At 65.4% G+C, this 24,280-nt stretch carries 16 protein-coding genes; 5 read left to right on the forward strand and 11 right to left on the reverse strand.

Translation table 11 applies throughout. From position 1 onward, the window contains the following. Positions 1-69 precede the first annotated feature (69 nt). The gene (locus EJB06_RS13765) at positions 70-1,008 is read right to left on the reverse strand and encodes a LysR substrate-binding domain-containing protein (RefSeq protein ID WP_126074589.1); all 939 of its coding nucleotides are present in this window, start codon (positions 1,006-1,008) and stop codon (positions 70-72) included. 122 nt (positions 1,009-1,130) lie between these two features. On the opposite strand from EJB06_RS13765, the gene EJB06_RS13770 reads away from it, so the two are divergent. Together EJB06_RS13770 and EJB06_RS13775 are read left to right on the forward strand one after the other, a co-directional pair. Beyond that, entirely contained in the window at positions 1,131-2,360 is a 1,230-nt protein-coding gene (locus tag EJB06_RS13770; protein ID WP_126074590.1) for a urate hydroxylase PuuD, read from the forward strand. A gap of 8 nt (positions 2,361-2,368) precedes the next feature. After that, entirely contained in the window at positions 2,369-3,598 is a 1,230-nt protein-coding gene (locus EJB06_RS13775) for a M20/M25/M40 family metallo-hydrolase (RefSeq protein ID WP_198420829.1), read from the forward strand. A gap of 69 nt (positions 3,599-3,667) precedes the next feature. Here EJB06_RS13775 and EJB06_RS13780 read toward each other — a convergent pair whose 3' ends face one another. After that, complete coding sequence (locus tag EJB06_RS13780) at positions 3,668-6,019, reverse strand: S9 family peptidase (RefSeq protein WP_126074591.1); 2,352 nt, start codon at positions 6,017-6,019, stop codon at positions 3,668-3,670. Positions 6,020-6,246: 227 nt separating this feature from the next. Here EJB06_RS13780 and EJB06_RS13785 point away from each other — a divergent pair, with 227 nt between their 5' ends. Beyond that, positions 6,247-7,095 carry a sulfotransferase family protein gene (locus EJB06_RS13785; protein WP_126074592.1) on the forward strand — a complete coding sequence of 283 codons (849 nt, stop codon included), beginning with the start codon at positions 6,247-6,249 and terminating at the stop codon, positions 7,093-7,095. After that, positions 7,092-13,967: a DUF4347 domain-containing protein gene (locus EJB06_RS13790; RefSeq protein ID WP_126074593.1), complete on the forward strand. Its 6,876-nt coding sequence runs from the start codon at positions 7,092-7,094 to the stop codon at positions 13,965-13,967. The genes EJB06_RS13785 and EJB06_RS13790 overlap by 4 nt, the downstream gene beginning before the upstream one ends. Positions 13,968-14,039: 72 nt before the next feature. On the opposite strand, the gene EJB06_RS13795 is transcribed toward EJB06_RS13790, so the two are convergent. The 4 genes from EJB06_RS13795 to EJB06_RS13810 all read right to left on the reverse strand — a co-directional run bounded on the left by EJB06_RS13795 (position 14,040) and on the right by EJB06_RS13810 (position 15,861). Then, positions 14,040-14,447: a DUF6691 family protein gene (locus EJB06_RS13795; protein ID WP_229427064.1), complete on the reverse strand. Its 408-nt coding sequence runs from the start codon at positions 14,445-14,447 to the stop codon at positions 14,040-14,042. An 8-nt stretch (positions 14,448-14,455) separates the two neighbouring features. After that, positions 14,456-14,896 (reverse strand): YeeE/YedE family protein, encoded by a 441-nt coding sequence (locus EJB06_RS13800; RefSeq protein ID WP_126074595.1) that lies wholly within the window; start codon positions 14,894-14,896, stop codon positions 14,456-14,458. After that, positions 14,874-15,221, reverse strand: a complete 348-nt coding sequence (locus tag EJB06_RS13805; protein WP_126074596.1) for an ArsR/SmtB family transcription factor — start codon at positions 15,219-15,221, stop codon at positions 14,874-14,876. Before EJB06_RS13805 ends, EJB06_RS13800 begins: the two co-directional genes overlap by 23 nt. Positions 15,222-15,594: 373 nt before the next feature. Then, the gene (locus EJB06_RS13810) at positions 15,595-15,861 is read right to left on the reverse strand and encodes a hypothetical protein (protein WP_126074597.1); all 267 of its coding nucleotides are present in this window, start codon (positions 15,859-15,861) and stop codon (positions 15,595-15,597) included. 153 nt (positions 15,862-16,014) lie between these two features. On the opposite strand from EJB06_RS13810, the gene EJB06_RS13815 reads away from it, so the two are divergent. Next, on the forward strand, positions 16,015-16,584 hold the full coding sequence (locus EJB06_RS13815; RefSeq protein WP_126074598.1) for a hypothetical protein: 570 nt from the start codon (positions 16,015-16,017) through the stop codon (positions 16,582-16,584). 299 nt (positions 16,585-16,883) lie between these two features. Here the strand turns inward: EJB06_RS13815 and EJB06_RS13820 are convergent, their stop codons facing one another. The 5 genes from EJB06_RS13820 to EJB06_RS13840 form a co-directional block, all read right to left on the reverse strand. Then, the gene (locus tag EJB06_RS13820; protein ID WP_164557910.1) at positions 16,884-17,585 is read right to left on the reverse strand and encodes an Imm26 family immunity protein; all 702 of its coding nucleotides are present in this window, start codon (positions 17,583-17,585) and stop codon (positions 16,884-16,886) included. Positions 17,586-17,634: 49 nt separating this feature from the next. After that, positions 17,635-18,318, reverse strand: coding sequence for an Imm26 family immunity protein (locus EJB06_RS13825; RefSeq protein WP_126074600.1), 684 nt, complete (start codon positions 18,316-18,318; stop codon positions 17,635-17,637). Between the two features lie 54 nt (positions 18,319-18,372). Next, positions 18,373-22,635 (reverse strand): RHS repeat-associated core domain-containing protein, encoded by a 4,263-nt coding sequence (locus EJB06_RS13830; protein WP_126074601.1) that lies wholly within the window; start codon positions 22,633-22,635, stop codon positions 18,373-18,375. A 20-nt stretch (positions 22,636-22,655) separates the two neighbouring features. Continuing rightward, complete coding sequence (locus tag EJB06_RS13835) at positions 22,656-23,180, reverse strand: DUF1795 domain-containing protein (protein WP_229427065.1); 525 nt, start codon at positions 23,178-23,180, stop codon at positions 22,656-22,658. Between the two features lie 69 nt (positions 23,181-23,249). Then, positions 23,250-24,086, reverse strand: coding sequence for an ankyrin repeat domain-containing protein (locus tag EJB06_RS13840; protein WP_164557911.1), 837 nt, complete (start codon positions 24,084-24,086; stop codon positions 23,250-23,252). Between the last annotated feature and the right edge of the window lie 194 nt (positions 24,087-24,280).

Here is a 24,280-nt window from a genome sequence, read left to right on the forward strand (position 1 = left end):
CATCTTCGATTACCGATCATAAGCGCTGGCCGCCGCGCGCACATACGCCGGCGCTGATAAGCGCTATCGCTACTTCTGCACCAGCGCCTTGGCCGCCGCGCTGACCTGGTCGCGCAGCCATTTGTGCTCGGGCGCCTGGTGCACGCGCTCGTGCCACAACTGGTAGAACCGCATCGGCGGGAACTTGACCGGCACCGTGAAGCTTTTCAGCGGCAGCGTCTTTTCGTAAAACCGCATGAACTGGCGGCCGGTGGTCAGTACCAGGTCGGTCTGCGTCAGCATATACGGAATCAGGCCGAAATAGGCCGATTCCACCGCCACCTTGCGCTGCATGCCCTGGCGCTCCAGGAAGGCGTCGATCACGCCGTGGTAACCGGGCAGCATCTGCGACGGCGCCACGTGGGGCAGGGCGAGGTAGTCCTCGATGGTCATGGCGTCGCTGGCGGTGCGCTTGGCGTACGGGCTGTCGGCGCGCATGGTGCAGATGATCGGGTCTTCGAACAGCTTGGAGATGTGCAGGTGCGCCGGCGGCTCGTCCCAGTTGGCGATGACGAGGTCCATGTCGCCGTCCGACAGCATGCGGATGTAATCGACGCCGCCGCCCAGGCTGTGGATCACCACGCGGCTGTTGGGCGAACCGCGCCGCAGCGCCGCCACCACGTTCGGCAGGAACTGGCTGTCCAGGTAATCCGGCGCGGCGATGTGGAAGGTGCGCGCTTCTTCCTGCGGCACGAAGGGCGATTTTTTGACGAACAGGCTTTCGGTTTCGTCGAGGATGCGCTTGGCCGGCTTGAGCAGGCTTTCGCCATGCTGGGTCGGCACCATGCCGCGCGCGCCGCGCACCAGCAGCGGGTCGCCGGTCAGCTCGCGCAGCTTGCGCAGCGAGGCCGAGATCGAGGGCTGCGGCTGATTGAGCTTGAGCGCGACGCGCGAGACGTTTTTTTCGACCAGCAGCAGATACAGGATGCGGATCAGGTGCAGGTCGAGGTGTTGGGGAAGGCTGGACATCGTTGTGTATATGAATTCGAGTATGTGGAATATACGCGATATTTCATGTAATGATACTTGAATCAGTTTATCTTGGGTAAATTCGCGCTACTATCGCCGCAGCCCACGCAACAAGGAAACCCATGGAAGTGTTCGGATACCTGCTCCCCTACGGCCTCGAATGGCTCAACCTCATCGTGCGCTGGCTGCACGTCATCACCGGCATCGCCTGGATCGGCGCCTCGTTCTACTTCGTCTGGCTCGATAACACCATCCGCCCGCCGGCACCGGGTTCCGAGCTGGCGAAAAAAGGCGTGTCGGGCGAATTGTGGGCGGTGCATGGCGGGGGCTTCTACAACCCGCAAAAATACCTGGTGGCGCCGGCCGAACTGCCCAGGGAGCTGCACTGGTTTAAGTGGGAAGCCTATTCCACCTGGCTGTCGGGCTTTGCGCTGCTCACCATCGTCTACTACTTCAATGCGCAGGCGATGATGGTCGACAAGGCCGTCGCGGACCTCGGTTCCTGGCAGGCGATCGGCATCGGCATCGGCAGCCTGGTGGCCGGCTGGACCGTCTACGACCTGCTGTGCCGCTCGCCCCTGGGCAAGCGCGACCTGCCGTTCGGGATCGTGATGTTCCTGTTCCTGGTCGCCAGCGCGTATGTGCTGAACAAATACCTGAGCGGGCGCGCGGCCTACATCCACGTCGGCGCGATGATCGGCACCATGATGGTCGCCAATGTGCTGATGCTGATCATCCCGGGCCAGCGCAAGATGGTGGCGGCGATGACGTCCGGCCAGAAGCCGGACCCGATCCATGGCCTCAAGGCCAAGCAGCGCAGCGTGCATAACAACTACTTCACCCTGCCGGTCCTGTTCATCATGATCAGCAATCACTACGCGATGACCTACCGCCACGAGCATGCTTGGGCGGTGCTGGCCGGGATCATGGCGGCCGGCGTGTTGATCCGCCACTTCTTCAACCTGCGCCACCGGGGCCGCGTGGAGTGGCGCTATCCGGCGGCCGGCGTGGCGCTGCTGCTGGCGGTGGCGGTGGCCATCGCGCCCAAGGCGCCTGCCGCCGCCGCTGCGGGCGTCGATCCGGCGGCGCAGTTCGCGCAGGTGCGGGCGATCGTCGCGCAGCGCTGCGCGAGCTGCCACGCCGAGCGTCCGACCCAGCCCGGGTTTGCCAGCGCGCCGGCCGGCGTGATGCTGCACAACGCCGATCTGATTCGGCAGAATGCGGCGAAGATATACCAGCAGTCGGTGCAGCTGAAGGCTATGCCGATCGGGAACATGACGAATATGACCGATGCCGAACGTGCCCAGGTGGCGGCGTGGTTCGAAGCCGGCGCCAAGACAGGCTCTCAATAAGGATAACGATGAACGCACAGGAAAAACTGGTCGACTGGATCGACGCCCACTTCGACGAACAGGTCGCGTTTTTGCAGGAAGTGATCCGCATCCCGACCGACACGCCGCCGGGCAACAACGCGCCGCACGCCGACGCCGTGGCGACGATGGTGGAAGCCCTCGGCTGGAGCGCCGAGAAGCACGCGGTGCCGGCCCAGGCGGTGCGCGATTACGGCATGGAGAGCATCACCAACCTGATCGTGCGCCGGCCGTATGCGGCGGGCGGGCCGACCATCGCCCTCAATGCGCATGGCGACGTGGTGCCGCCGGGCGACGGCTGGGTGCATCCGCCGTATGGCGGGGTGGTGGAAGACGGCTTCATTTACGGGCGCGCGGCGGCCGTGTCGAAGAGCGATTTTTCGACCTATATTTTCGCCGTGCGCGCGCTGGAAGCGCTGGGCGTGCCGCTCAAGGGCGGGCTCGAACTGCACTTTACCTACGACGAGGAATTCGGCGGCCTGCTGGGGCCGGGCTGGCTGCTGGAACAGAAGCTGACCAAGCCGGACCTGGTCATCGCGGCGGGTTTCAGCTACAACATCGTCACCGCGCACAATGCCTGCCTGCAGCTGGAAGTGACCGTGCACGGCAAGTCGGGCCATGGCGCCATGCCGGAAACCGGGCACGACGCACTGCAGGCGGCCACGCGCATCCTGAACGCGATCTACGGGCAGCTGCCGCAACTGAAAAAGATCAAGTCGAAGGTGGCGGGCATCGATTCGCCGACCATGCTGGTGGGCCGCATCGATGGCGGGACCAATACCAACGTGGTGCCGGGGAAGGTCGTGCTGAAGATGGACCGGCGCATGATTCCGGAAGAAGATCCGGCGGCGGTGGAAGCGCAGGTGCGGGCGCTGATCGAGGACGCCGTGCGCGGCGAGCCCGGGATTCGGGTCGAGATCAAGCGCCTGCTGCTGTCGCACGCGCTGCGGCCGCTGCCGGGATCGGACAAGCTGGTGGCGAGCCTGCAGAAGAACGGCAGGCAGGTGATCGGCGAGGAGATCACGGCGCAGGGCACGCCGCTGTATGCCGATGCGCGCCTGTACGGCGAGCACGGGATTCCGGCCGTGCTGTATGGCGCGGGGCCGCGCACGGTGCCGGAATCGAATGCGAAGAAGGCCGATGAACGCCTGGCGCTGGACGACTTGCGCAAGGCGACCAAGGTGGTGGCGTTGACCTTACTGGATTTTCTGGGCGACTGAGCCGCACCCCGTCTTTCCCGCCAAGGGCGGGAGAGACGGCTTAAAGTCAGCGCGCGATGACGCGGACCATTACTTCAAGGTCCGTTCAAACAGCTGGTAAATCCGGCGATACTGGTCGTACCAGCTCTCCGGCTGCACGAACGCGTGCCGCTCCAGCGGGTAGCTGGCCAGCTCCCAGTGATCCTTTTTCAGTTCGATCAGCCGCTGCGCGATGCGCACCGAGTCCTGGTAAAACACGTTATCGTCCACCATCCCGTGCGAGATCAAGAGGTGTCCGCGCAGCTTGTCGGCGTACTCGATGGGCGAGGACTTGCGGTAGGCCTCGGGATCGAGATCGGGCGTGTTGAGGATGTTCGCGGTGTACTCGTGGTTGTAGGTGGTCCAGTCGGTCACCGGCCGCAGCGCGGCGCCAGCCTTGAAGATGTCCGGCTCGCGCATCAGCGCCATGAAGGTCATGAAGCCGCCGTAGCTGCCGCCGTACACGCCCACGTTGTTCAGGTCGCCCTGGTGGTTCGCCGCCATCCAGTTCACGCCGTCGACGTAGTCTTCCAGTTCCGGATAACCCATCTGGCGATAGATCGCCGTGCGCCATGCGCTGCCGTAGCCTTTCGATGCGCGGTAATCCAGGTCGAGCACGATGTAGCCCTTCTCGACCAGCATGTTGTGGAACATCTGCTCGCGGAAATACACCGGATAACGCTTGCTCACATTCTGCAGGTAGCCCGCGCCGTGCACGAACATCACGATCGGGTACTTCTTGCCCGGCTCCAGCGTGGCAGGGCGATACAGCTTGCCCCAGATCTGGCCCGCGCCCTTGGTCGACGGCACCGCCACGTACTGCGGTTCGATCCAGCTGCGCGCCTTGAACGCGGGCGAGCGCGTATCGGTCAACTTGCTTGGCGCGCCGCCGCTGACGGCCACCGTCGCCAACTGGGTCGGCATGTAGCTCGACGAGTAGTGCAGCAGCAGCTTGCGTTCGTCCGGGGACAGGGCAAACTGTTCGACCCCTTCGAGCGCGGTCACTTCGCGCAGCCTCGCATCGGCGCTCGAGACCGCGCAGACTTCATACGTGCCCGGGTTCTTCGGATTGCACATCATGTACGCGGTGGCGCCGTCGGCGGTCCACTGGATGCGGGTCGCTTCCCACTTGCCCTGCGTGAGCGCGCGCGTCTTGCCGTCGCCGCCACGCGTGTACAGGTGCGCATAGCCGCTTTCTTCCGACAGGTACCAGAGCGTGCTGTTATCGGGCAGCCAGCCGAATTCGTTATTGCCGGAGTTGACCCAGGCCTGGTCGGTGACGCGGTGGACCGGCTTGAGCGTGGCGCCGGCCAGGTCGACGGTGGCGATCCAGCGGTCCTTGTTGTCGGCGGCGCGCAGCATCACGGCCACGCCGGTGCCGCTGCGGTTCCACTCGATCGAGGCGCCGTCGTCGTCCACGCGCACCACGCGGTTGCCTTTCAGTTCGGGCAGCTTTTGCGCCTTGCGCAGGTCCGCCAGCGGATCGGCCGTGATGCCGGGCAGGGTGTCGAAGGACAGGTCGCGCATCTCGCGCGTGGCCAGGTTGACCAGCTTGAGCGTGTGCGGCACGGGTGCGTTGCGGCCCACGCGCGGACGCTGGTCGTCGAATTCTTCGTAGCCCGATTCGGTCACGTAGCGCGGCAGCTTGCCGATGCGGCCCTTGTCGGAGGCCTTGGGGGCGGTGACCAGCAGCAGCCAGCGGCCGTCCGGCGACAGCGCGCTGCCGTCGATGACGACTTTGTCGCCCAGGTAGATCGGGGCCGGCGCGCGCGTGGGGTCGGCGCGGCGTTCCTGTTCCGCGCGCTCGCGGCCGGCGTCGCGGTCTTCCTTCTGGCGCTTGAGGGTGGAGATCAGGCGCAGTTGCAGGTCGCGCAGATTGTCGGCGTCCGGCGCGGCGGCGGGGTCCTTGCTGGCGCGCAGCGCGGCCAGCGGCGAGATGAGGCGGTCGGCGCGGTTCCAGCCGAGCCACTCGTGGCCGACGCGGAACTGCACGCCGCGACCGTCGGCGGCATACTGGGGCGCCATGATGCCGTTGCTGCCGCGCGTGATCTGGGTCAGCGCGCCGCTTTTCAGGTCGCGTTCGAACAGGTCGCCGTTGCGCAGCATGAGGGCGCGGGTGCGCTCGCGGTTGTAGATCACCTTGTCGCTGTCCAGGTTCGCCAGTTCGGTGTCGCCCACCAGGCGCGCCTTGCCGGGCGTGGCCTGGTAGGTATCGCGCAGCTGCGAACCAATGCGCTTTTGCTTGTAGAACACCTGCTTGCCGTCCCAGCTCCACCAGGCGGTTTCCGCCGGCGTGCCGATCCAGTCGGGATGGGCCATCGCCTGATCGAGGCTGATGGGGTCGGCTGCGACGGCGGGGATCGCCCACATCGCGGCCAGGAGGGGAAGGACAAATAGGCGCATGGTAAATACAATTCGTAGGAAATGAAAGGAAATGCGAGAAGTTGCAGGATCGCATTCTAGCGCAGGCGGGCAGGCCGTGGGCACCCGGCCGGCGGCGACGCGGCGGCGCTGCGACCGCATGCGGAAAACGCGCTCCGCAAAATTATTGGTGTAGATTGGCAACATTATGTTTTTATTGTGGGAAATGAACTAAACTTGACTCGCCGCTCTTTATCGCAAATACGACGATGCAATCTGAGAAAAAATATCATTTCATTGCAGGACTCCCCCGCTCCGGTTCCACCCTTCTGTCCGCCATCCTGCGCCAGAATCCCCGTTTTCATGCTGGCATGACCAGCCCGGTCGGCGCCCTGGCCGCCGCCGTCATGGCCCAGGTCAGTGCGGGCAGCGAGTCGGCCCTGTTGGTCAACCAGCAACAGCGGCGCGACATCTTGCGCGGACTGTTCGATTCGTATTACCGGCAACAGCCGCAAGAACTTATTTTCGATACCAACCGTCAATGGTGCGCCAGGATGCCGCTGCTGGACGATTTGTTTCCCGGCTCCAAGATGATTGCCTGCGTGCGCAATGTGGCGTGGGTGATGGACAGCATCGAGCGCCTGTATCGCGCCAATCCTTACGAAAACACCCGCCTGTTCGGCGGTAATCCCTCGCGCAGCACGGTCTATACGCGGCTCGAGGGCTTGATGCAGCACGAGCAGATGGTCGGTTTTGCCTGGGCCGCGCTGCGCGAAGCCTTTTACGGCGAACACGCGGCATCGATGCTGCTGGTCGACTATGACTTGCTGACCCGCGCGCCGCAGCAAGTGATGCCGCTGGTGTACGACTTTATCGGCGAGCCCGGTTTCGAACACGACTTCGAGCATGTGGAATACGAGGCTGCCGACTTCGATATGCAACTCGGGATACCCGGCCTGCACACGGTGCGCGCCAAGGTCGAATACCGCGCAAGGCCCACCGTGATTCCGCCCGACCTGTTCGACAAATTCGCCAAACTTTCCTTCTGGGGCGACCGCAGCGGCAGCCGCGCCCACGTTATCAGCAACCAGACCGCCATACAGGACACGCCAGCATGATCACTGCATCCGGCTCGATTTTTTCCGACGACACGACGCGGCAGCCAATGTTGCGCAGCGCGCCGGCCTTCCCCCATGACACTGCGCTCAAGCTGCGCATCGCGGCCGGCGAGCCGGCCGCCGCGCCGGCGCTTGCCTGCGCCATCGGCCATCTGGCGGCGAAGCAGCGCAGCGAAGTGACTTTCATCGAAAGCAATGTGGGCGACCTGCGCACGCTGCAGCAGGGCCTGGGCGCTGGCGCGGAAGTGCACATTCTGGATGCGGCGCAGGACGGCCTGCAGCAGATTGCCGCCATCCTGGCCGGACGCAGCGGCATCGATGCGGTGCACATCATTTCGCACGGCGCCACGGCAGCCGTGAATTTCGGCGCATTGCAGCTCGATGGCGCCACGCTCGATTCGCGCAGCCAGGAATTGCAGGTCATCGGCGCCAGCCTGGCGCCGGACGGCGATATCCTGTTGTATGGATGCGACGTGGCCCAAGGCCAGGACGGTGCGGCATTGATCGACCGTCTGGCGATTGCCACCGGCGCCGATGTGGCCGGCTCAAGCAATCGTACCGGCAGCGCGGCGCACGGCGGCGACTGGAACCTGGAAATCAGCAGCGGGAAGATCGATTCCCGTCCCGTGGTCGATGCGGCGCTGGCAGCGCTGTACAGCCAGGTACTGGTCATCAATGCCAGCACGCTGAGTTTCAATACGGCCGCCAATTTTATCAATATGGGCAGCGCTCCCGATCCTGCCGTCGATGTCGTCTACAAGGTCAGCGGCAATCCGGCTTACCAGTTCAAGGTGGACGGACACGATCGTGGTGTCGTGTTCTACAACCTGCCCGGCAAAAATTATGTGGTCAACGATTCGGCCACGGGTGCCGGCGAGAGCCTGATTACCTTTTCTTTTGTCGGCGGCCAGCTGTTTACCCCAACGTCGATGACGATCTCGAATTACCAGCCTTCCGACGTGAGCCAGAACCTGGTGTTCAAGGGTTACGATGCCAGCGGTACGCTGGTGGGTACCAAGCAGGTCACCACGGCCGCGAGCACCGCACTCACCCCCTTTGCGCTGAACGGCCTGACCGAGATCGCCACGCTCAAGCTGACTGCCACCACCAACGGCAACAAGGCGATCTACCTGGTGTTTACAGATATTGTGCTGAACAATATCCATCTGGCCGACGCCACGCCGCCCACCGTGGCGTCGGTGGCGGTCCCATCGAACGGCACGTATAAAACCGGCGATCAGCTCGATTTCACCGTCAACTTCAGCGAAGCGGTCACGGTGAACACCGGCGGCGGCACGCCGTCGATTGCCGTCACGCTCGACACCGGCGGCACCGTGCAGGCGCAGTACCTCAGCGGCAGCGGCAGCAGCGCACTGGTGTTCCGCTATGTGCTTGCCAGCGGCAACCTCGATGCCGACGGCGTGGCCTTGGGCGGCAGCCTGGCGCTGAACGGCGGCACCCTGAAAGACGCTGCCGGCAACGATGCCACTGCGACCCTGAACAGCGTCGGCGCATTGAGCGGCGTGCTGGTCGACGCGGTAGCGCCGGCGGTGACGTCGATCAACCGCACCGGCGCCGCCGTCACCAGCGCATCGAGCGTCGATTACGCGGTGACGTTCTCGGAAAGCGTAAGCGGGGTCGGCACCAGCGACTTCTCCTTGACCAAAAGCGGCAGCGCCAACGGCAACATCACCGGCATTTCCGGCAGCGGCAGCAGCTACACGGTGACGGTGAGCGGCGTGAGCGGCGATGGCATCATGCGGCTGAACCTGAACGGCCCCTCGACCGGCATCCTGGACATGGCCGGCAATGCCATCGCCACCACCGGCTACACCAGCGGCCAGGTCTACACGCTGGACCATACCGGCCCGGCGGTCGGCAGCGTCGGCGTGCCGGGCAATGCCACTTATACGGTGGGACAGCCGCTCGCGTTTACCGTCAATTTCAATGAAGCGGTGAGCGTCACCGGCACGCCGCGCCTCGCTGTGCTGCTCGACACCGGCGGTACCGTGTACGCCAGCTACGTCAGCGGCAGTGGCAGCACCGCCCTGGTATTGAGCTACACCGTGGTCAATGGCAATGCCGACGCCAATGGCGTGGGGCTCGGTGCGCTGGACCTCAATGGCGGCACGCTGAAGGATGCCGCAGGCAACAACGCCAGCCTGACCCTGAACAATGTCGGCGCCCTGAGCGGCGTGCTGGTCAACGCCGCGGCGCCCGAAGTCTCCTCCATCACCCTGGTCGACGCGGCCACCACCAACCAGGCCAGCGTCGGCTATACGGTGGTCTTTTCCACCAGCGTGAACAACGTCGACATCGGCGACTTTGTCCTCAGCGGCAGCGCCAGCGGCAACGTCGCCAGCGTGACGGGCAGCGGCAGCACCTACACGGTGACGGTGGACAGCGTGACCGGCAACGGCAGCCTGCGCCTGGACCTGAAAAGCGCGGGCACCGGCATCGTCGACGGCGCCAGCAACCCCATCGCGGGCGGCTACACGGCCGGCGCGGCCTACACCATCGACACCGGCAGCCCGGCCGTCAGTTCGGTCGCGGCACCGGCCAACGGCAGCTACATGGCCGGCAGCGCGCTCGACTTCACGGTCAACTTCAACGAGGCGGTCTTTGTCAACGGCGCGCCGGCCCTGGATGTCGCGCTCGACACCGGCGGTACGGTCGCGGCGCAGTATGTCAGCGGCAGCGGCACCAGTGCGCTGCTGTTCCGCTACAGCGTCGGCGGCGGGCAGACCGATGCCGACGGCCCGGTCCTGGGCGCCGACATCGCGCTCAACGGCGGCGCCCTGAAGGACGCGGCCGGCAATGACGCCACGCTGGCGCTGAACGGCGTCGCCTCCCTTGCCGGCGTGCTGATCGATACCCAGGCGCCCGAGCTGTTCCAGATCACGCGCGTCGGGCCGCGCGCGAACAATGGCAGCAGCGTCCAGTACAACGTCAAGTTCGTCGAAAGCGTCAGCGGCGTCGACATCGGCGACTTCTCGCTGTTCAAGGCCGGCACCGCAGCCGGCAGCATTGCCTCGATCACCGGCAGCGGCGCCGATTATGTGGTCACCATCAACGGCGTGTCCGGCGACGGCGAACTGCGCATGGACCTGAAAGGTTCCGGGACGAATATCGTCGACCTGGCCGGCAACCCCATACCGAACACGCCGCGTATCGGCAACCAGAGTTACATGCTGGACCACACGGCGCCTGCCGTGGCGACAGTGGCAGTGCCCTCGGACGCCACCTACGGGGTCGGCCAGGCGCTCGACTTCCGCGTCCAGTTTGCCGAGGCGGTGACGGTGGACAGCACCGGCGGCACGCCGCGCATCGCCGTCACGCTGGCGACCGGCGGGACGGCGTACGCGCACTACGTCAGCGGCAGCGCTACCGCGTCGCTGCTGTTCCGCCATATCGTCGCCAGCGGCACGGCCGACAGCGACGGCATCGCGCTCGGGGCCGCGATCGAGCTGAACGGCGGGACCCTGCGCGACGCGGCCGCCAATCCGGCCGCGCTGGCGCTCAATAACGTGGGCGCGCTCGCGGGCGTGCTGGTCAACGGCCTGGCGCCGAGCGTGACCTCGATCAGCCGGGTGCAGGCCGCCACCAGCAAGCTGAGCAGTGTGGATTACACGGTGCAGTTCTCCAGCGCCGTCAGCAATGTCGACACCGGCGACTTCAGCCTGGCCGGCAGCGGGGTGAGCGGCACGATCGCGTCGGTGTCCGGCAGCGGCGCCAGCTACACCGTCACCGTCAACAACATCGGCGGCGACGGTACCTTGCGGCTCGATCTCAACAGCGCTGGCACGGGGATTATCGACGGCAGCGGCAACCCCATCGCGGGCGGCTTCACGGCCGGCCAGGTGTACAGCTTCGACCATACGGCGCCCCAGGTGTCTTCCGTGAGCGGACCGGCCGACGCCACGTATGCGGCGGGGGCCGCGCTCGACTTCGTGGTGCAGTTCGGCGAAGCGGTGACGGTCGCTACCGGCAGCGGCACACCCTCCATCGGCGTGACCCTCGACACGGGCGGCACGGTGCAGGCGCAGTATGTCAGCGGCAGCGGCGGCAGCGCGCTGACCTTCCGCTACATCGTGGCCGGCGCCCACAGCGACAGCAACGGCGTGGTCCTGGCCAATGCCATTGCGCTTAACGGCGGAACGCTCCAGGACGCGCAGGGCAACGACGCGACGCTGGCGCTGAACGGCATCGCCGCCCTGGGCGGCGTGAAGGTCGATGCGCTGGCGCCGGCGGCGCTTTCCATCGTGCCGGCCGGCCCGGTGCGGACCAGGGCCGCCAGCGTCGATTACACGGTCACGTTCTCGGAAAACGTCAGCGGGGTCGACGTGGGCGACTTCGCCCTGGCCACCTCCGGCACCGCGAGCGGCGCGATCGCGTCGGTCAGCGGCAGCGGCAGCAGCTACACGGTCACGGTCGACACGGTCGCCGGCGACGGCTTGCTGCAATTGAACCTGAAAGGCGGCGGCACCGGCATCGGCGACGCGGCCGGCAACGCCATCCTGGCCGGTGTGAGCGGCCAGGGATATACCATCGACCATACGGCGCCGGGCGCGACCTTGTCCATGTCCAGCCTGAATCTGGGCGCCGGGCAGACTGCACTGGTGACGATCGCGTTCTCGGAAGCGGTTGCCGGGCTCGACCTGGGCGACCTGGCGGCCGGCGGCGGCACGCTGAGCAACCTGGCCAGCAGCGACAACATCACCTGGACGGCGACCTTCACCCCGGCCGCGAATACGGTTGCGGCGGCCAACACGATTACCCTCGGCGCCAGCGGCGTGACCGACCTGGCCGGCAATCCGGGCAGCGGCTCGCCAGCCTCGCCCGCTTATGCCATCAACACGGTGGCGCTTCCGCCCGTGCCGCCGGTGCTGCCGCCGGTGGGGGTGTTGCCTGCGACAGCGGGCCGCAGCACGGTCGACGGCGTGGTGCTCGACACCACCGTCACCTACGACGCGGCCACGGGCTTGAGCAGTTCCAAGGTGGTGATCGCGGCGATCGAGACGAGCCGGCCCGACGATCCGGGCACGCCCAACCCGACCCTGGCCGACATTCCACTCGGCCTGAATAATGGCGCGGGCGGGGTGGCGGTCAGGCTGACGGTCAGCCTTCCCGACGCTGTCGGCCTGGTGGCCGACGGCGCCAGCAGCCTGCTGAACAAGCAGCAAGCCTTGCTCGACCTGATCCGGCGCATCGAACAGAAAACCACGCCCGGCACCGACGTGCAGAACGCGATGAAGGGGCTGGGCCAGGACTTCCTGGGGTCGCTGTTCGACTCGGTGCTACTGGAGAGCATGACCATCACGCCGCAAGCGGCGCCCGGGGCCAGCGGCGCATCCACCATTCTCATCAGCGGCAGCTCGACCGGCTTGCCCGAGGGCAGCCATCACCCGGGCGCGATCGGGCTGGTGATCGACGCCTCCGGCCTGCCGGCGAACGCAGTGCTTCAGCTCGATAATGTCGATTTCGCCGCCATTGTCGGCAATGCCACCCTGCGCGGCGGCGATGGCCAGAACTTCGTCATCGGCGACGGCGCCTCGCAGAACATCCTGCTGGGCGCCGATGACGACCTGCTGTACGGCGGCGCCGGCGACGACATCATCGGCAGCGCCGGCGGCAAGGATAGGCTGGACGGCGGCAGCGGCAACGACAGGGTGGTGGGCGGAATCGGCAGCGACAGCCTGCACGGCGGCAGCGGCAACGACGTGTTGCAGGGCGGGCGCAGCGACAGCGGGGCCTGGCAGTTCTGGATCGAGCGCAGCGGCGCGCTGACCGGGAGTCACCAGACTGCGCTGTTCGCGCCGGGCAAGAGCGAATCGGTGGCGCGCGCCGAGCTGAACGCGGCCGCGCCGGAACTGGCCTTCCTGAACGCGCCGCAACAAAAGCTGCTGCAGCTGGCCGGCATGTACCAGGCCGTATTCGACCGGGTGGCGGACTTGCCGGGGCTGGCGTTCTGGGCGATGGACAGCGGCGACCTGCACACCACCGCGACCTCCTTCCTGACATCGAAGGAATGGCTTGACGCCGGCAACGGCGCGCTGAGCGACCTGGCGTTTCTGACCACGCTGTACCGGCAGGGCCTGGGCCGCGCGCCGGATGCGGACGGGCTGGCATTCTGGCTGGCGCAGCTGGACGGCAGCGGCGCAACGGGCGTGCACAGCCGGGCCGACGTGCTGCTCGGTTTCGCGCTCGGCGCCGAGTTGCAGGCAAGGATGGACACGGCGCGCGGCGTGGCCGTCGGCCAGGGCGTGGCGGGAACGGAAGGCGACTGGATCGCCGGCGGCGGCGACGACAGGCTCGACGGTGGTAGCGGCAGCGACCTGCTGGTGGGCGGCGACGGTACCGATACCGTCGTGTACGCCGGCAAGCTGAGCGACTACAAGATCCTGCTGGGCGCGGACGGCAAGGTGCGCATTGCGGACCGGGCCAACGGCGATCTCGACACCCTCAGCGGTATCGAACTGGGCAACTTCGGCGGCGTCACGGTCGACCTGGCATTCACGCAGGCGAGCGGCGCGACCTTGCGCAGCGTGGGATTGCTGTATCAGAGCGTGTTCGACCGCCCCGCCGGCCTGAACGGCATCAACGAGCTGCTGGGGCGCGGCTCGGACACCCTGCAGCTGGCGCAGGTTCTCACCGCCTCGGAGGAATTCCGGGCGCGCTATGCCGGCACGGGCGATGCGCAGTTTGTCCAGGCGCTGTACCGCAATGCGGATGCCGGCGCCGATGCCGCGCAAGAGGGCGTGTGGATCGATTACCTGGGCACCCATACGCGCGCCGAGCTGGTCGCGGCCTGGATCGATGCCAGCGCTGCGCCGCAGGCGCAGTTCGGCAACAACGGCCTGTGGCTGGTCTGACAGCGTTTTCCGTCCCGGGACATCGGCTGCCGCAAGTGCATGGCGTGGCCATGCGCCATGGGCAAGGCTGCGCTACCGTCCCTGCCGGCGTTTGCGGACGGACTGCGCCAGTTCGAACAGGAGCATGCCGCCCAGCATTGCGGCCACGAAGATGCCCGCATCGGCGCCGCCCGTGAGCAGCGAGGCCAGCGCGGGTCCGGGGCAGTAGCCGGCCACGCCCCAGCCGGCGCCGAAGGTCAGCGCGCCGAGCAGCAGGGGCGTGTCGATCTTGCCGGTGGCGGGCGCCAGCGGCGTGGCGCGGCGCCTGGCGGCGATGCGGAATGCGATTGCCGCCACCGGAATGGCCCCGCCCATCACGAAGGCCAGGGCGGGGTCGAAGTTGCCGGCCAGGTCGAGGAAACCGATCACCCTGGATGGATCGGTCATGCCCGACAGGATCAGTCCCAGGCCGAAGACCAGGCCGCTGGCGAAAGCTGTCATGGTGTGTTTCATACGGTGCCCGCTGCGGCCAGGTGACGCAGGACGAACACGGTGGCGAAGCCGGCCAGCATGAACGCCGCGGTCGCGGCCAGGGAACGGGGCGACAGGCGGGCGATGCCGCACACGCCGTGTCCGCTGGTGCAGCCGGAACCGTAGCGGGTGCCGAGGCCGACCAGCAGGCCGCCGACGATCAGGCTCGCCTTGCCGGCCTCGACATGAACGTCGGGGAGGGGGGCGAACAGGACGAAGGCCAGCGGCGACAGGATCAGCCCCAGCAAAAAGGCGATGCGCCAGCCGAGTTCGCTACGAACCGGGCGCAGCAAGCCGCCGAGGATGCCGCTGATGCCGGCGATGCGGCCGTTGAGCAATACGAACATGGCAGCGGCCAGTCCGATCACGGCGCCGCCGGCCAGCGCGCGGACCAGGTCAGGATTGAGCGACGACATCATCTTGCTTCTCCGGAGTGGGCGAACAGAATTGTTGGTACAACACGTCCATGACGGCTTTGGCCTGGTCGCTGCTGAGCGAGTAGAAAATCTGCTTGCCGTCGCGGCGGGTGCTGACCAGTTGCTCGTTGCGCAGCACGGTGAGCTGTTGCGACAGGGTGGGCTGGCGGATGCCGGTCAATTGTTCCAGTTCGCCGACGTTGCGTTCCTGGTGTGACAACTGGCACAGCAGGAACAGGCGGTCGCGGTTGACCAGCACTTTCAGCAATGCGCAGGCCTTGTCGGCGCCGGCGGCGAAGCGGTCGAGATCGAGTTGTGTATCGGGCATGAGGCGGATGGGATTCGTTATCTATCTCAATAATATATCAGATTATAGAATATTATCCAGTAAATTATTCTGCCGCGAAGGATCAGGCCGTGTCCGATTGTCAGACCTGGCACCAAAGTGGACATGGGGGCTGGAGGAAGAGGATGTCCGGCCCGGCATGGAGGGGGAATGCCGGGTCGGACATCGGAGGGGGCATTGTGCGCTGCAGCAGTGGCAGTGCGGTAGTGCATCCGGCCACGAGCGCGGCCGGTGAGGAATCAGAGGTCTTGCTGTTCCGGCTCAGGCTCAGGGCCGTCGCGGAAGAAGATCGCGACACGCACGGCGAAAGCGATGGCGGCCAGGGCGCCAGGGAGGTATTCGATGACTTCCACGATCAACCCCGCGATGCCAGGTTACGCAGCTCGGCAGCCAGGCTCGGGTGCATGCTCTGGTAGGCATTGGCCATGACGATCAGCTTGCGGTGGCTGCGCATGCGCGCACGCTCGTCCGGGGTCGGCTTGACCGCCACTTCCTGCGCAACGAACTGGCGCTCTTGCGCGGCAAACAGCGCAGCGGCAAAGGCACGTGCCGCATTGCTGACATCGGTCAGGTAATGGCGGAAACCTTGATTCGTCGCTTGGGTGTAGGTGGCGCTGCTCATTTGGAACTCTCCTGGGATAAACTGTATGTTGTTGCAGTGCAGTATAAGAGAGTTACAGGTATAAAGAAAATTTTGATTTATGATGCCCCATATCACTGATGTAAATAATGCTGAAAATTTTGGCTATATGCATTATTCGCTCTGGTGATGTCGATGGGAAATATGAAATGTTCGAATATCAATATGAGAGAATCTGCAAAACAGGGCTCGTCATGGGAATTCTTTAGCCCAGCGCCGTGCTGTTGCGGCATCCTCACTTCTCCTCCCCAACCGATGACTAGATACACAAAGATCAAGCATGTTGCCGCAGGGCTCCTGCAGTCCTTCGTCAGCCGTAACAACGACGTCGGCGGCTTCTGGGCGCTCGGCGTGCTGTACTGCGAGGTGGGGGCGACGGGGGATGTGTGTCATCTGAACTTGCTAGACGGGACTGCCGCATCGTCCACCGCGAATGGGGAGCTGGTTGCAAAAAACTACGCGGCATTTCTGCGAAGCGCTTTGCTGGCCAAGGGCATGGCGCCCGGTGACCTTGAAGAGGCAAGCGTTCACGTCCAGTTCAATGCCTCGTTGCCGGATCGCGCCATCGATGTCTGTTACCACGGCGACCCGTTCGTCTGTACAGTCGCACTGCGGCCGGCGTGCGGCAAAGAGGCCCGCATGCAGACTGCCGGGCGCTGCTTGTTCAATCACGTGGGCCGATTTTCCAGGCGCGCCGTACATTGAGCGGTCGGAGATGCGGCACCGCTTCTTCGTCGGCCCAATCCCCGGCCCAATACAAGGCGCGCCAGCCAGGTAAGGTGTCGATTCATTCTCTAAGGTGCGGTCGCCGCGCGCGCAATAATGGAGTGGCTTCCCGCTACTTCCGCGCTGACGGAATGATAAGCATAGCTGACGTGACGCAGAAAATGCCGTGCCAGGTCCAATACGGCATCGCCCGCGCTAACTTGCTGATTGTCCGGTGCATTCCACCAGCCCATCGAATCTCCTGGATGCTTACGCCGGCGGCGACGGCACGTGTATGATTATTTGACGGGTTTGCGTGGTGGAACGTGGCTGGCGATGTGTTGCTCGAACAGATAATCATCCAGTCCGATGTAGGGCGGTAGTCCCTCCGCCTCGGCCGGTGAGATTGACCCGGTCTTGCCTTCCATATCCTTCCACATCAGTGTGTTCGGGCTGGAACCATACACATAACGCAAGGTTTTGTATTTCGGGCCCAGCACGAAGTCCGGGGTATGACCGATAATGCGCCAGTTACCGATCGAACGGGTTTCGAGCAAAGAATAGCTTTCGATCGGCACCGGCGTCACCAGCCACGTATCGATCTTCGTGTAATCAAAGACTGGCTGCTCGGCGAAATAGTCGAAAATTTCGGCAAACGCGCCGACCGACGCGTCCGCGACAACCCGGCCGAAGCCGAAGCGGCCGTCTTCCAGCTTGTAGGCAAAAATATCGCCAACGCTTACCTTGTGCTTCTTCGGCCGCTTGGCGGTTTTCAGCACAACCTGCTTGATTTCCAGTTCATCGACCCCGTCGAGGATGTCGCTATCCACGTTGACTTTGAAAGCAAGATTGAGGGCATATTCGAGTTCCTGCAGCGTCGGTTTGCGCGACAAGTCTTCCTGATACTCGCGGCTGAAATCGCGCAAGAAATGCCGCACCGAATCGAGTACGGCATCGCCGACCATCATGTCCGGATTTTCCGGTGCACTCCACCATCCCATCGATTTTCCTCTGCTGGTGCGTTCACCGGCATGCTGGAGTGGCCTAAGTTCAGGTTCCAGCAAGATATTTTTGGATATCGTTTTTGACATTCCTGTCACGACGCGCTGAATAAGACGGGTACCGCCCTGCCACCGCCGCACTCACAGGCTCCTCTTTGTCGAAAATATCGACCGCCATCCAGACCGGATCACCATACGAGAAGCGCAGTCCCATATGTCGCTCGTCCGGGGCAAAGTCGGCGGTATGTCCGATAACCCGCCACTCGCCTTCCCCTTGGGCTTCGAACAGGGCATAAGTACTGATCGTAAGCGGTGGTATAAGCCATGTATTGATTTTGCTGTAATCAAATACTGGCTGGCTGGCCGTATAGTCAAAAAACTCGGCAACGGCACCGACTGATACCAAAGTTACGATGCGACCAAATCCGTAGCGTCCATCGTCGCGTTTATAGGAAAAAATGTCTCCAGGTTTTGCTTTCTGCCGCTTCGGCCGCTTTGCGGTTTTGATGTTTACCTGCTTGACTTCAAGTTCCTCAAAACCCGAAACGACATCATCATCGACATTCACCTTGAACGCGAGATTCAAAGCGTACTCCAGTTCCAGCAAGGTCGGTTTACGCGACAAATCCTCTTGATACTCTTTGCTGAAATCGATCAGGAAACGCCGTGTCAAATCGAGCACGGTATCGCCAACGGTCAGTTCCGGATTTTCCGGCGCGTTCCACCATCCCATACATTCTCCTCTGGTAAGTCAGTTTTTTAGTGCCACTCACGACAATGCCATCGTCTAACCGCAGCCGCCGAGTCTGGTTTTTTCGGCCTTGTAGGCATCTTCAAAGTACGCCTGGCGGGTCGGCCGGCGTGTTGTATTGTTATGATCGAATGACGCGACCTTGTTGCCGCGTTCCGCATAATTAGCAGCATCGGCCAAGTCTGATCCGATCGTACCCGTCTTCGTTCCATGGTGTTCGATGCGCGCTTGTTCGATACCACGTGCCTCGCCGTAAGTCACATTTCTCTTCACAGGTCTCATTTCGGCATCTGCTGTCATGCGTCCCGACCTCTCATGCTCGCCGGCGCGTCTGTTCAGGTCATCTGTGATGCCGACATAATATGGTTTGGTCGCACCAGGAGCCCATAATTCATACACATGGTAACCCGGCGCAGTCTCATGAATCCACCCCAGCGGATCCATCCACCCGCCCGGATTGGGCGCGTACGCATACAGGTTGGCCCCGCCATCGAGCCCGATCGGATCCTGGCTGATGTAGCGTCCCACATCCGGATCATAATACCGGAACGTGTTGTAGTGCAGCCCCGTTCCGTGGTCTTCGTACTGCCCGGGAAAGCGCAGCGGCTGGTCGATGCGCGCCACCAGGGCCGCGTCTTCGCCCTGGTCGACCTTGCCCCAGGCCTTGTACTTGCCGGCCCAGGCAATCTCGCCGGCGTCGTCGGTCACCTCCAGCGGTGCCCCCACCAGGTCGGTGTGGAAGTGAAAGACGCGCGTCGCCTGGCGCGCGTTGTCGATGGCCGCCGCCGCCAGCGCGCCGCCGATCACCGCATCGATGCGCGCCAGCGGCGTGTAGGCTGCATCCGGGTTGTACACATAGCTGCTCACGCCGCCCTCGCGCACCTCCTGCACCATGCGCAAGCCCTGCCACACAAACCGCTTGCGCTCGACCAGGGTGATGCCGCCGTTGTCGGTGCGCTCCTCGGTGCTGGCAATGCGCCGTCCCAGCGCATCGTAATCGAAGCGCATCTCCACCAAACCGCGCAAGGTTTCGGTGCGAATCCTGACCAGCCGGTCCTCGGCGTCGAAGCTGAAGTGCTGCACCTGGTGCGCGCCCTTGCGCTTGACAGCCACATTGCCCCAGGGGTCGTAGTCGAAGCGGATATCCTGCCACATGCGCAGGCGGTTGCCCTCGACCTGGCCGCGGCTCTTGCCGCCGCCGTTGCCGGCGCTGGCGTCGAGCAGGTTGCCGGCCGCGTCCCACGCAAACTGTTCGTCGCGCTGTTCGGCGCTGCGCGTCTCGCGCTGCAGATGGCCTGCCGGATCGTACTGGAAGTCGATGCTGCCGCGCAGATTATCGCGCTGTTCGGCCAGTTCCCCGGCGGGGCTGTAGCGGTAATCGCGCCACAGGCGGCCCTGTTGCTGGCCCACGCTGCCGCCATGCAGGCCGCTGGCCTGCCAGGCGCGCCGGCCCAGGGCGTCGTACCCCACGCGCTGGACCAGGCGGCCCTGGGTGCGCTGCACTTCGCGGTGCAGGTCGTCGCGTTCGAAGTCGCTGATGATCTGCTGGGCGCTGCGGATCTGGTGCACATGGCCGGAACCGTAGGTGAGGGTGTCGATGCGCTGTCCGTGCGGCAGGTCCAGGGTGGTCAGGTTATCGAGTTCGTCGAAAGCGTAACCGACAATGCCCTCGGCGCCGTGTTCGGCCACCAGCCGGCCGGCCTCGTCATAGTCGAAGTTCACACTGCTGGCGACGATCCCCAGCGCGGCCCCGGCCTCGGTCGGCACGCGCGCGCCGCCCAGCAGGCGGTCTTGCTGGTCCCAGGCATAGCGGCTGGTGGCGGTGGCGGTCAGGCGCGCCAGCAGGCGGCCCATCTTGTCGCGCTCGAAGACCGTGCTGCGGCGCGGCCGCTCGGCCTGACCCGCCAGCGGCGTGCCGATCTTTTCGATCTCCGCCAGGCTGCCGGCGGCGTCGTAGCGCAGCAAACGCTCGATGCCGTCGGGCCGGATTTCGCGCGCCAGCCGGTCGGCGCGGTCGTACTCGAAGCGGTAGAGGGCGTCGGCGCCGGCGTCCATTTCGATCACGCGGCCCTGTACGTCGTAGCGGTAGCGCAGGCGGCGCTGCGCCGGGTCGACCGCTTCGAGCACCTGGCCGCGCGCGTTGCGCACCCATCGGTTGATCCGCTCGGCGCCGTAGCGCCGTTCGATCAGGTGGCCGGCGGCGTTGTAGGTGAACGCTTCCACGCTGCCGTCGGGCAGGGTGACGCGCACCGGTTCGCCGCTGCGCATGCGCTCGATGCGGGTGCGCTGGCCGAGCGGGTCGATGGCTTCGGCCAGCAGGCCGTCGGCATCGTATTCGTAGCGCGTGGTCTTGCCGGAGCAGTCGGTGTAGGACGTGAGCAGGCCGCGCCGGTTCCATTCCAGCATGGTGCGTCCGCCGCGCGCATCGATGCGCGCCACCGGATACGGGGCGAGGCCGGGCGCGAATTCCTGGCGCGCCTCGCGCCCGAGCGGGTCCAGGCTGGCGAGCAGGCGGCCCAGGTAGTCGTACTGCGCCGCCCAGCGTTTGCCGTCGGCGGTGGCCAGCTGGCTCACGCGCAGGCTGTTGCCGTCGTAGGCGGTACGGGTCACGCGGCCGAGCGGATCGGTCTCGCCAATGATGCGGCCGAGCTGGTCGTATTCGAACGCGATGGTGCGCTCGCCCGGCAGCTCGATCAGGGTCGGCTGGCCGGCCGTGTTGTAGTGCATGCGGTAGCTGCCGCCATCGAGATCGGTGCAGGCCACGATCTGGAAGTTCTCGTCGTAGGTCCAGTGCGCGGTGCGTCCCTGTTCGTCGGTGGCCCAGCTCTGGCGGGCCAGCGCGTCGTAGCGGAATTCGGTATGTTCGCCTTCGCTGGAACGGCAGGCCACCACCCTGGGCTGGCCGTCCACCTGCTCCCAGGTGTAGCTCGACACCAGGCCGAGCGCGCTGGTGTGGCTGGTCATCAGGCCGTCGGCCCAGGTAAACTGGCGCGACAGGTCGCCATTGGCGTCGGTGACCGAGAGCAGCTGCCCGGCCGCGTCGTAGCCGTAGCGCACCAGCGCTCCGGGCGTGCCGCCATGGGTGCATTCGACCATGGCCAGGCGCGCCGGCAGGCCGCTGTAATGCAGGCGCAATTGCTGGCCGCCGCTGGAGCGGATCATCGTGACCCGGTCGTCCTCGTCGCGGTGGTAGCTGATCCACTGGGCGCTGCGGTCTTCGACCCGGCGCACCCAGGCGATATCCTCGGTGGCCAGGTCGAGGTGGCCGAAGTCGAAGTAGCTTTCGTTGAGGGTGTAGAGGATGAACTGGCCGTCCGCGCTGCACGCCAGGTAGCATTGTTCTTCTTCGCTGAAGGCGGTGTACCCCGGCTGCACTAGCGGGAAGCCGGTTTCGCGGCCCTGGCCGTCGCGGTACCAGATCTTGCCGCCGCGCTGCTGCAGGCGCAGGTCCCACGGCAGCACCCAGCCTTTGCCGAGGGTGCTTTCCTCGGTCAGGTTGCTGCCGTAGAAGCGCGCGCCGACCAGCGGTACGGGGCTTTGCACGACAAAGTCGATTTCGTCCTGCGCCAGCAGCAGCTTGCGGCCGGTCGCCACTTCCACCGGTTTGCCGAACAGGCCGCCCATGACGCGCCCGACCACCGGCGAAATGACGTAGCGCCCGACCGCTTCGCCGACGATGAAGCCGCCGATGAATTTGGCGGCGCACGGCAGCACCGCTTTCGACAGCCCGCCGGCGGCCTTGACCAGTCCCGCCAGGCCGCCCACCAGCCCGGCCAGGGCGAAGGCCCAGTCGACCGTGGTGCGCAGCCAGGGCGGCACTTCGTCGGCCACTTCCTTGTAACGCACCGTGCCGCCGCCGATGAAGACATTGTTCGAGCCGCCGTCGATCTTGGCGCCGCAGACGATGGCGTCGGTCTTGCGCGCGGCCGGCAGGCTGTTGACGAACACATTGCCGGAGCCGTCGGCCACCACCGGCGCCGGCGGATGCTTGCTGCAGGCGACCGTGCTCACTGTCGCATACGCCTGCGCCAGGCTGTTGGTAAACACATTCATCGAGCCGGTGATGATGGTGCCGGCCGGCGAGGAGAACATCTTGCCGATGCCCTCCCCGAGCGCGAGTATCCCGCTCGCTCCGAGGCCGGCGGCCATGCCGGCCAGCAGGGCCACGCCGAAGCCGCAGGTGAAGGTGGCAAAGGCGACGGCGGCGATGAGGGCGATGCCGATGACCGCGCCGACCAGGAAACCGGTCAGTGCGCTGGTGTGGGCAATGGGGTCGGTGATGCGGGCAGCTTCGAGCATGGCGGGCCTTCCGGTGGGCGTTACGGTGCGGTCGGGCCGGCGCCTCCTGCGGCGCTGGCGGGATCGGCGGCGGGTGGGGCAAAACTATCGAGCCAGCCGCGCCAGAGCGTCTCGAAGCGCTCGTCGAAGGGACGCGCGGTGGCGGCCGAGAGGATCAGCGCGCGCCGTGGTCCGATCAGGAATGCGGCCTGGCGCTGGCGGATGGTCTGGGCGCCGTTCTTGTACTGCGCTTCGATCCGTTCGCCGGCCATGGCCGGCTCGTGCAGGCCGAGGCGTTCGGGCGCGCGCGCCAGCAGCTTGTGGCTGGCCAGGCGCGCCTTGAGCAGGGCGATCTGGCGCTCGACGTAGGCGGGCAGGTCTTCGCCCTCGGCCAGCCAGTCGCGCGCGATGCTCAGGTTGGGCTGGTTTTGCAGGTCGGCCGGCGTGAAGATGTTGCTGGTGCGGTCCTCGTAGCCGGCGGGCAGGCCGATGCTGCCTTCGTGGATGCCGATCCTGGCGCTGCTGTCCATGCTGTCCTTGCTGCTCGTTGCGGTGATGTCGCTCATGCGCTGGTATCCGTTTTGGTGGGTTCAAAAAGTCTGCGGCGATGGGAGGGCGCTTTGCCTGGATGGGCGCTATCTGGTCGAGTAGCGCGCGGCCGTGGCGTTGCCGGCGCAGCGCGGCGGGCGCTGGCCGATGCAGCGCTCCAGCATCTCGAGCATGCCGGGCAGGGCGCGCCGGCGCGCGATGGCCAGGGCGTTTTCGCCGCGCGCGTTGCGCAGGGCCGGGTCGGCGCCCTGGTCGACCAGGAAGGCGGCCAGTTCGCGCTTGCCGGCGTCGATGGCCAGCATCAGCGGGGTGCTGGCCTGCGGGCCGGCCGCATCGATGGCGGCGCCGGACTTGAGCATGCTGTCGGCCAGCGCGGTCTGCACGCCGGGATCGGTGCCGTGGACGCTGTTGGCCAGCTGGTGCAAGCCGGTGTTGCCGTAGTCGTCGCGCAGGCGCGTGTCGGCGCCGCGTTCGAGCAGGATGGCGGCGGCGCGCCACTGGCCGGCGCCGAGCGCCGCGTGCAGCGCCGTGCCGCCTTGCGGGTCGAGCGGGGCGTCGATGACGGCGCCGGCCTGGTGCAGCATGTGGAGCGCGTCGGCGTCGCCGCCGGCCGCCGCGATCATCAGGGGCGTGCGGCCGCCGTGGCAGGGGTTGGGATTGTCGCCCGCGGCCAGCACTTTTTTGAGGGCGGGGTGGCGCTCCTTGCCGAGCGCGGCGAAGATGCGCGGGACGGCGGCGGCATCGGTGGCGGGGCAGCGCCGCAGCGCGGACGGCTGGTCGGGGAGCGGGGCGGCGCACGCCATCGGCGCGGCCAGCATGCAGGCGGCCAGCGACAGCAGGCCTGTGACGCCGCTGATCGACCGGCAGGCCTTGGCAGGCGTGCGATGTATGTCCTTGCGATTGCCCATGCTGGAAGAATCCATCTCGTCTGTATGCAATATAAAAAAAGCAAGATAGATTCTAACAAACCATTTCATCGAAGACAATTCGTATCGGAACCAGCCATCAGGGATGTCATGGCCATTGTGTTAATGCCAATCTTTTTTACATCGATTTGAAAAGCCGGCCATGGCTGGCGGCGCCAGCGCATGGCTGCACGGGGACGCGTAGCGCGCCT

This window comes from Massilia atriviolacea, assembly GCF_003953935.1.
GTDB lineage: Bacteria > Pseudomonadota > Gammaproteobacteria > Burkholderiales > Burkholderiaceae_D > Telluria_A > Telluria_A atriviolacea.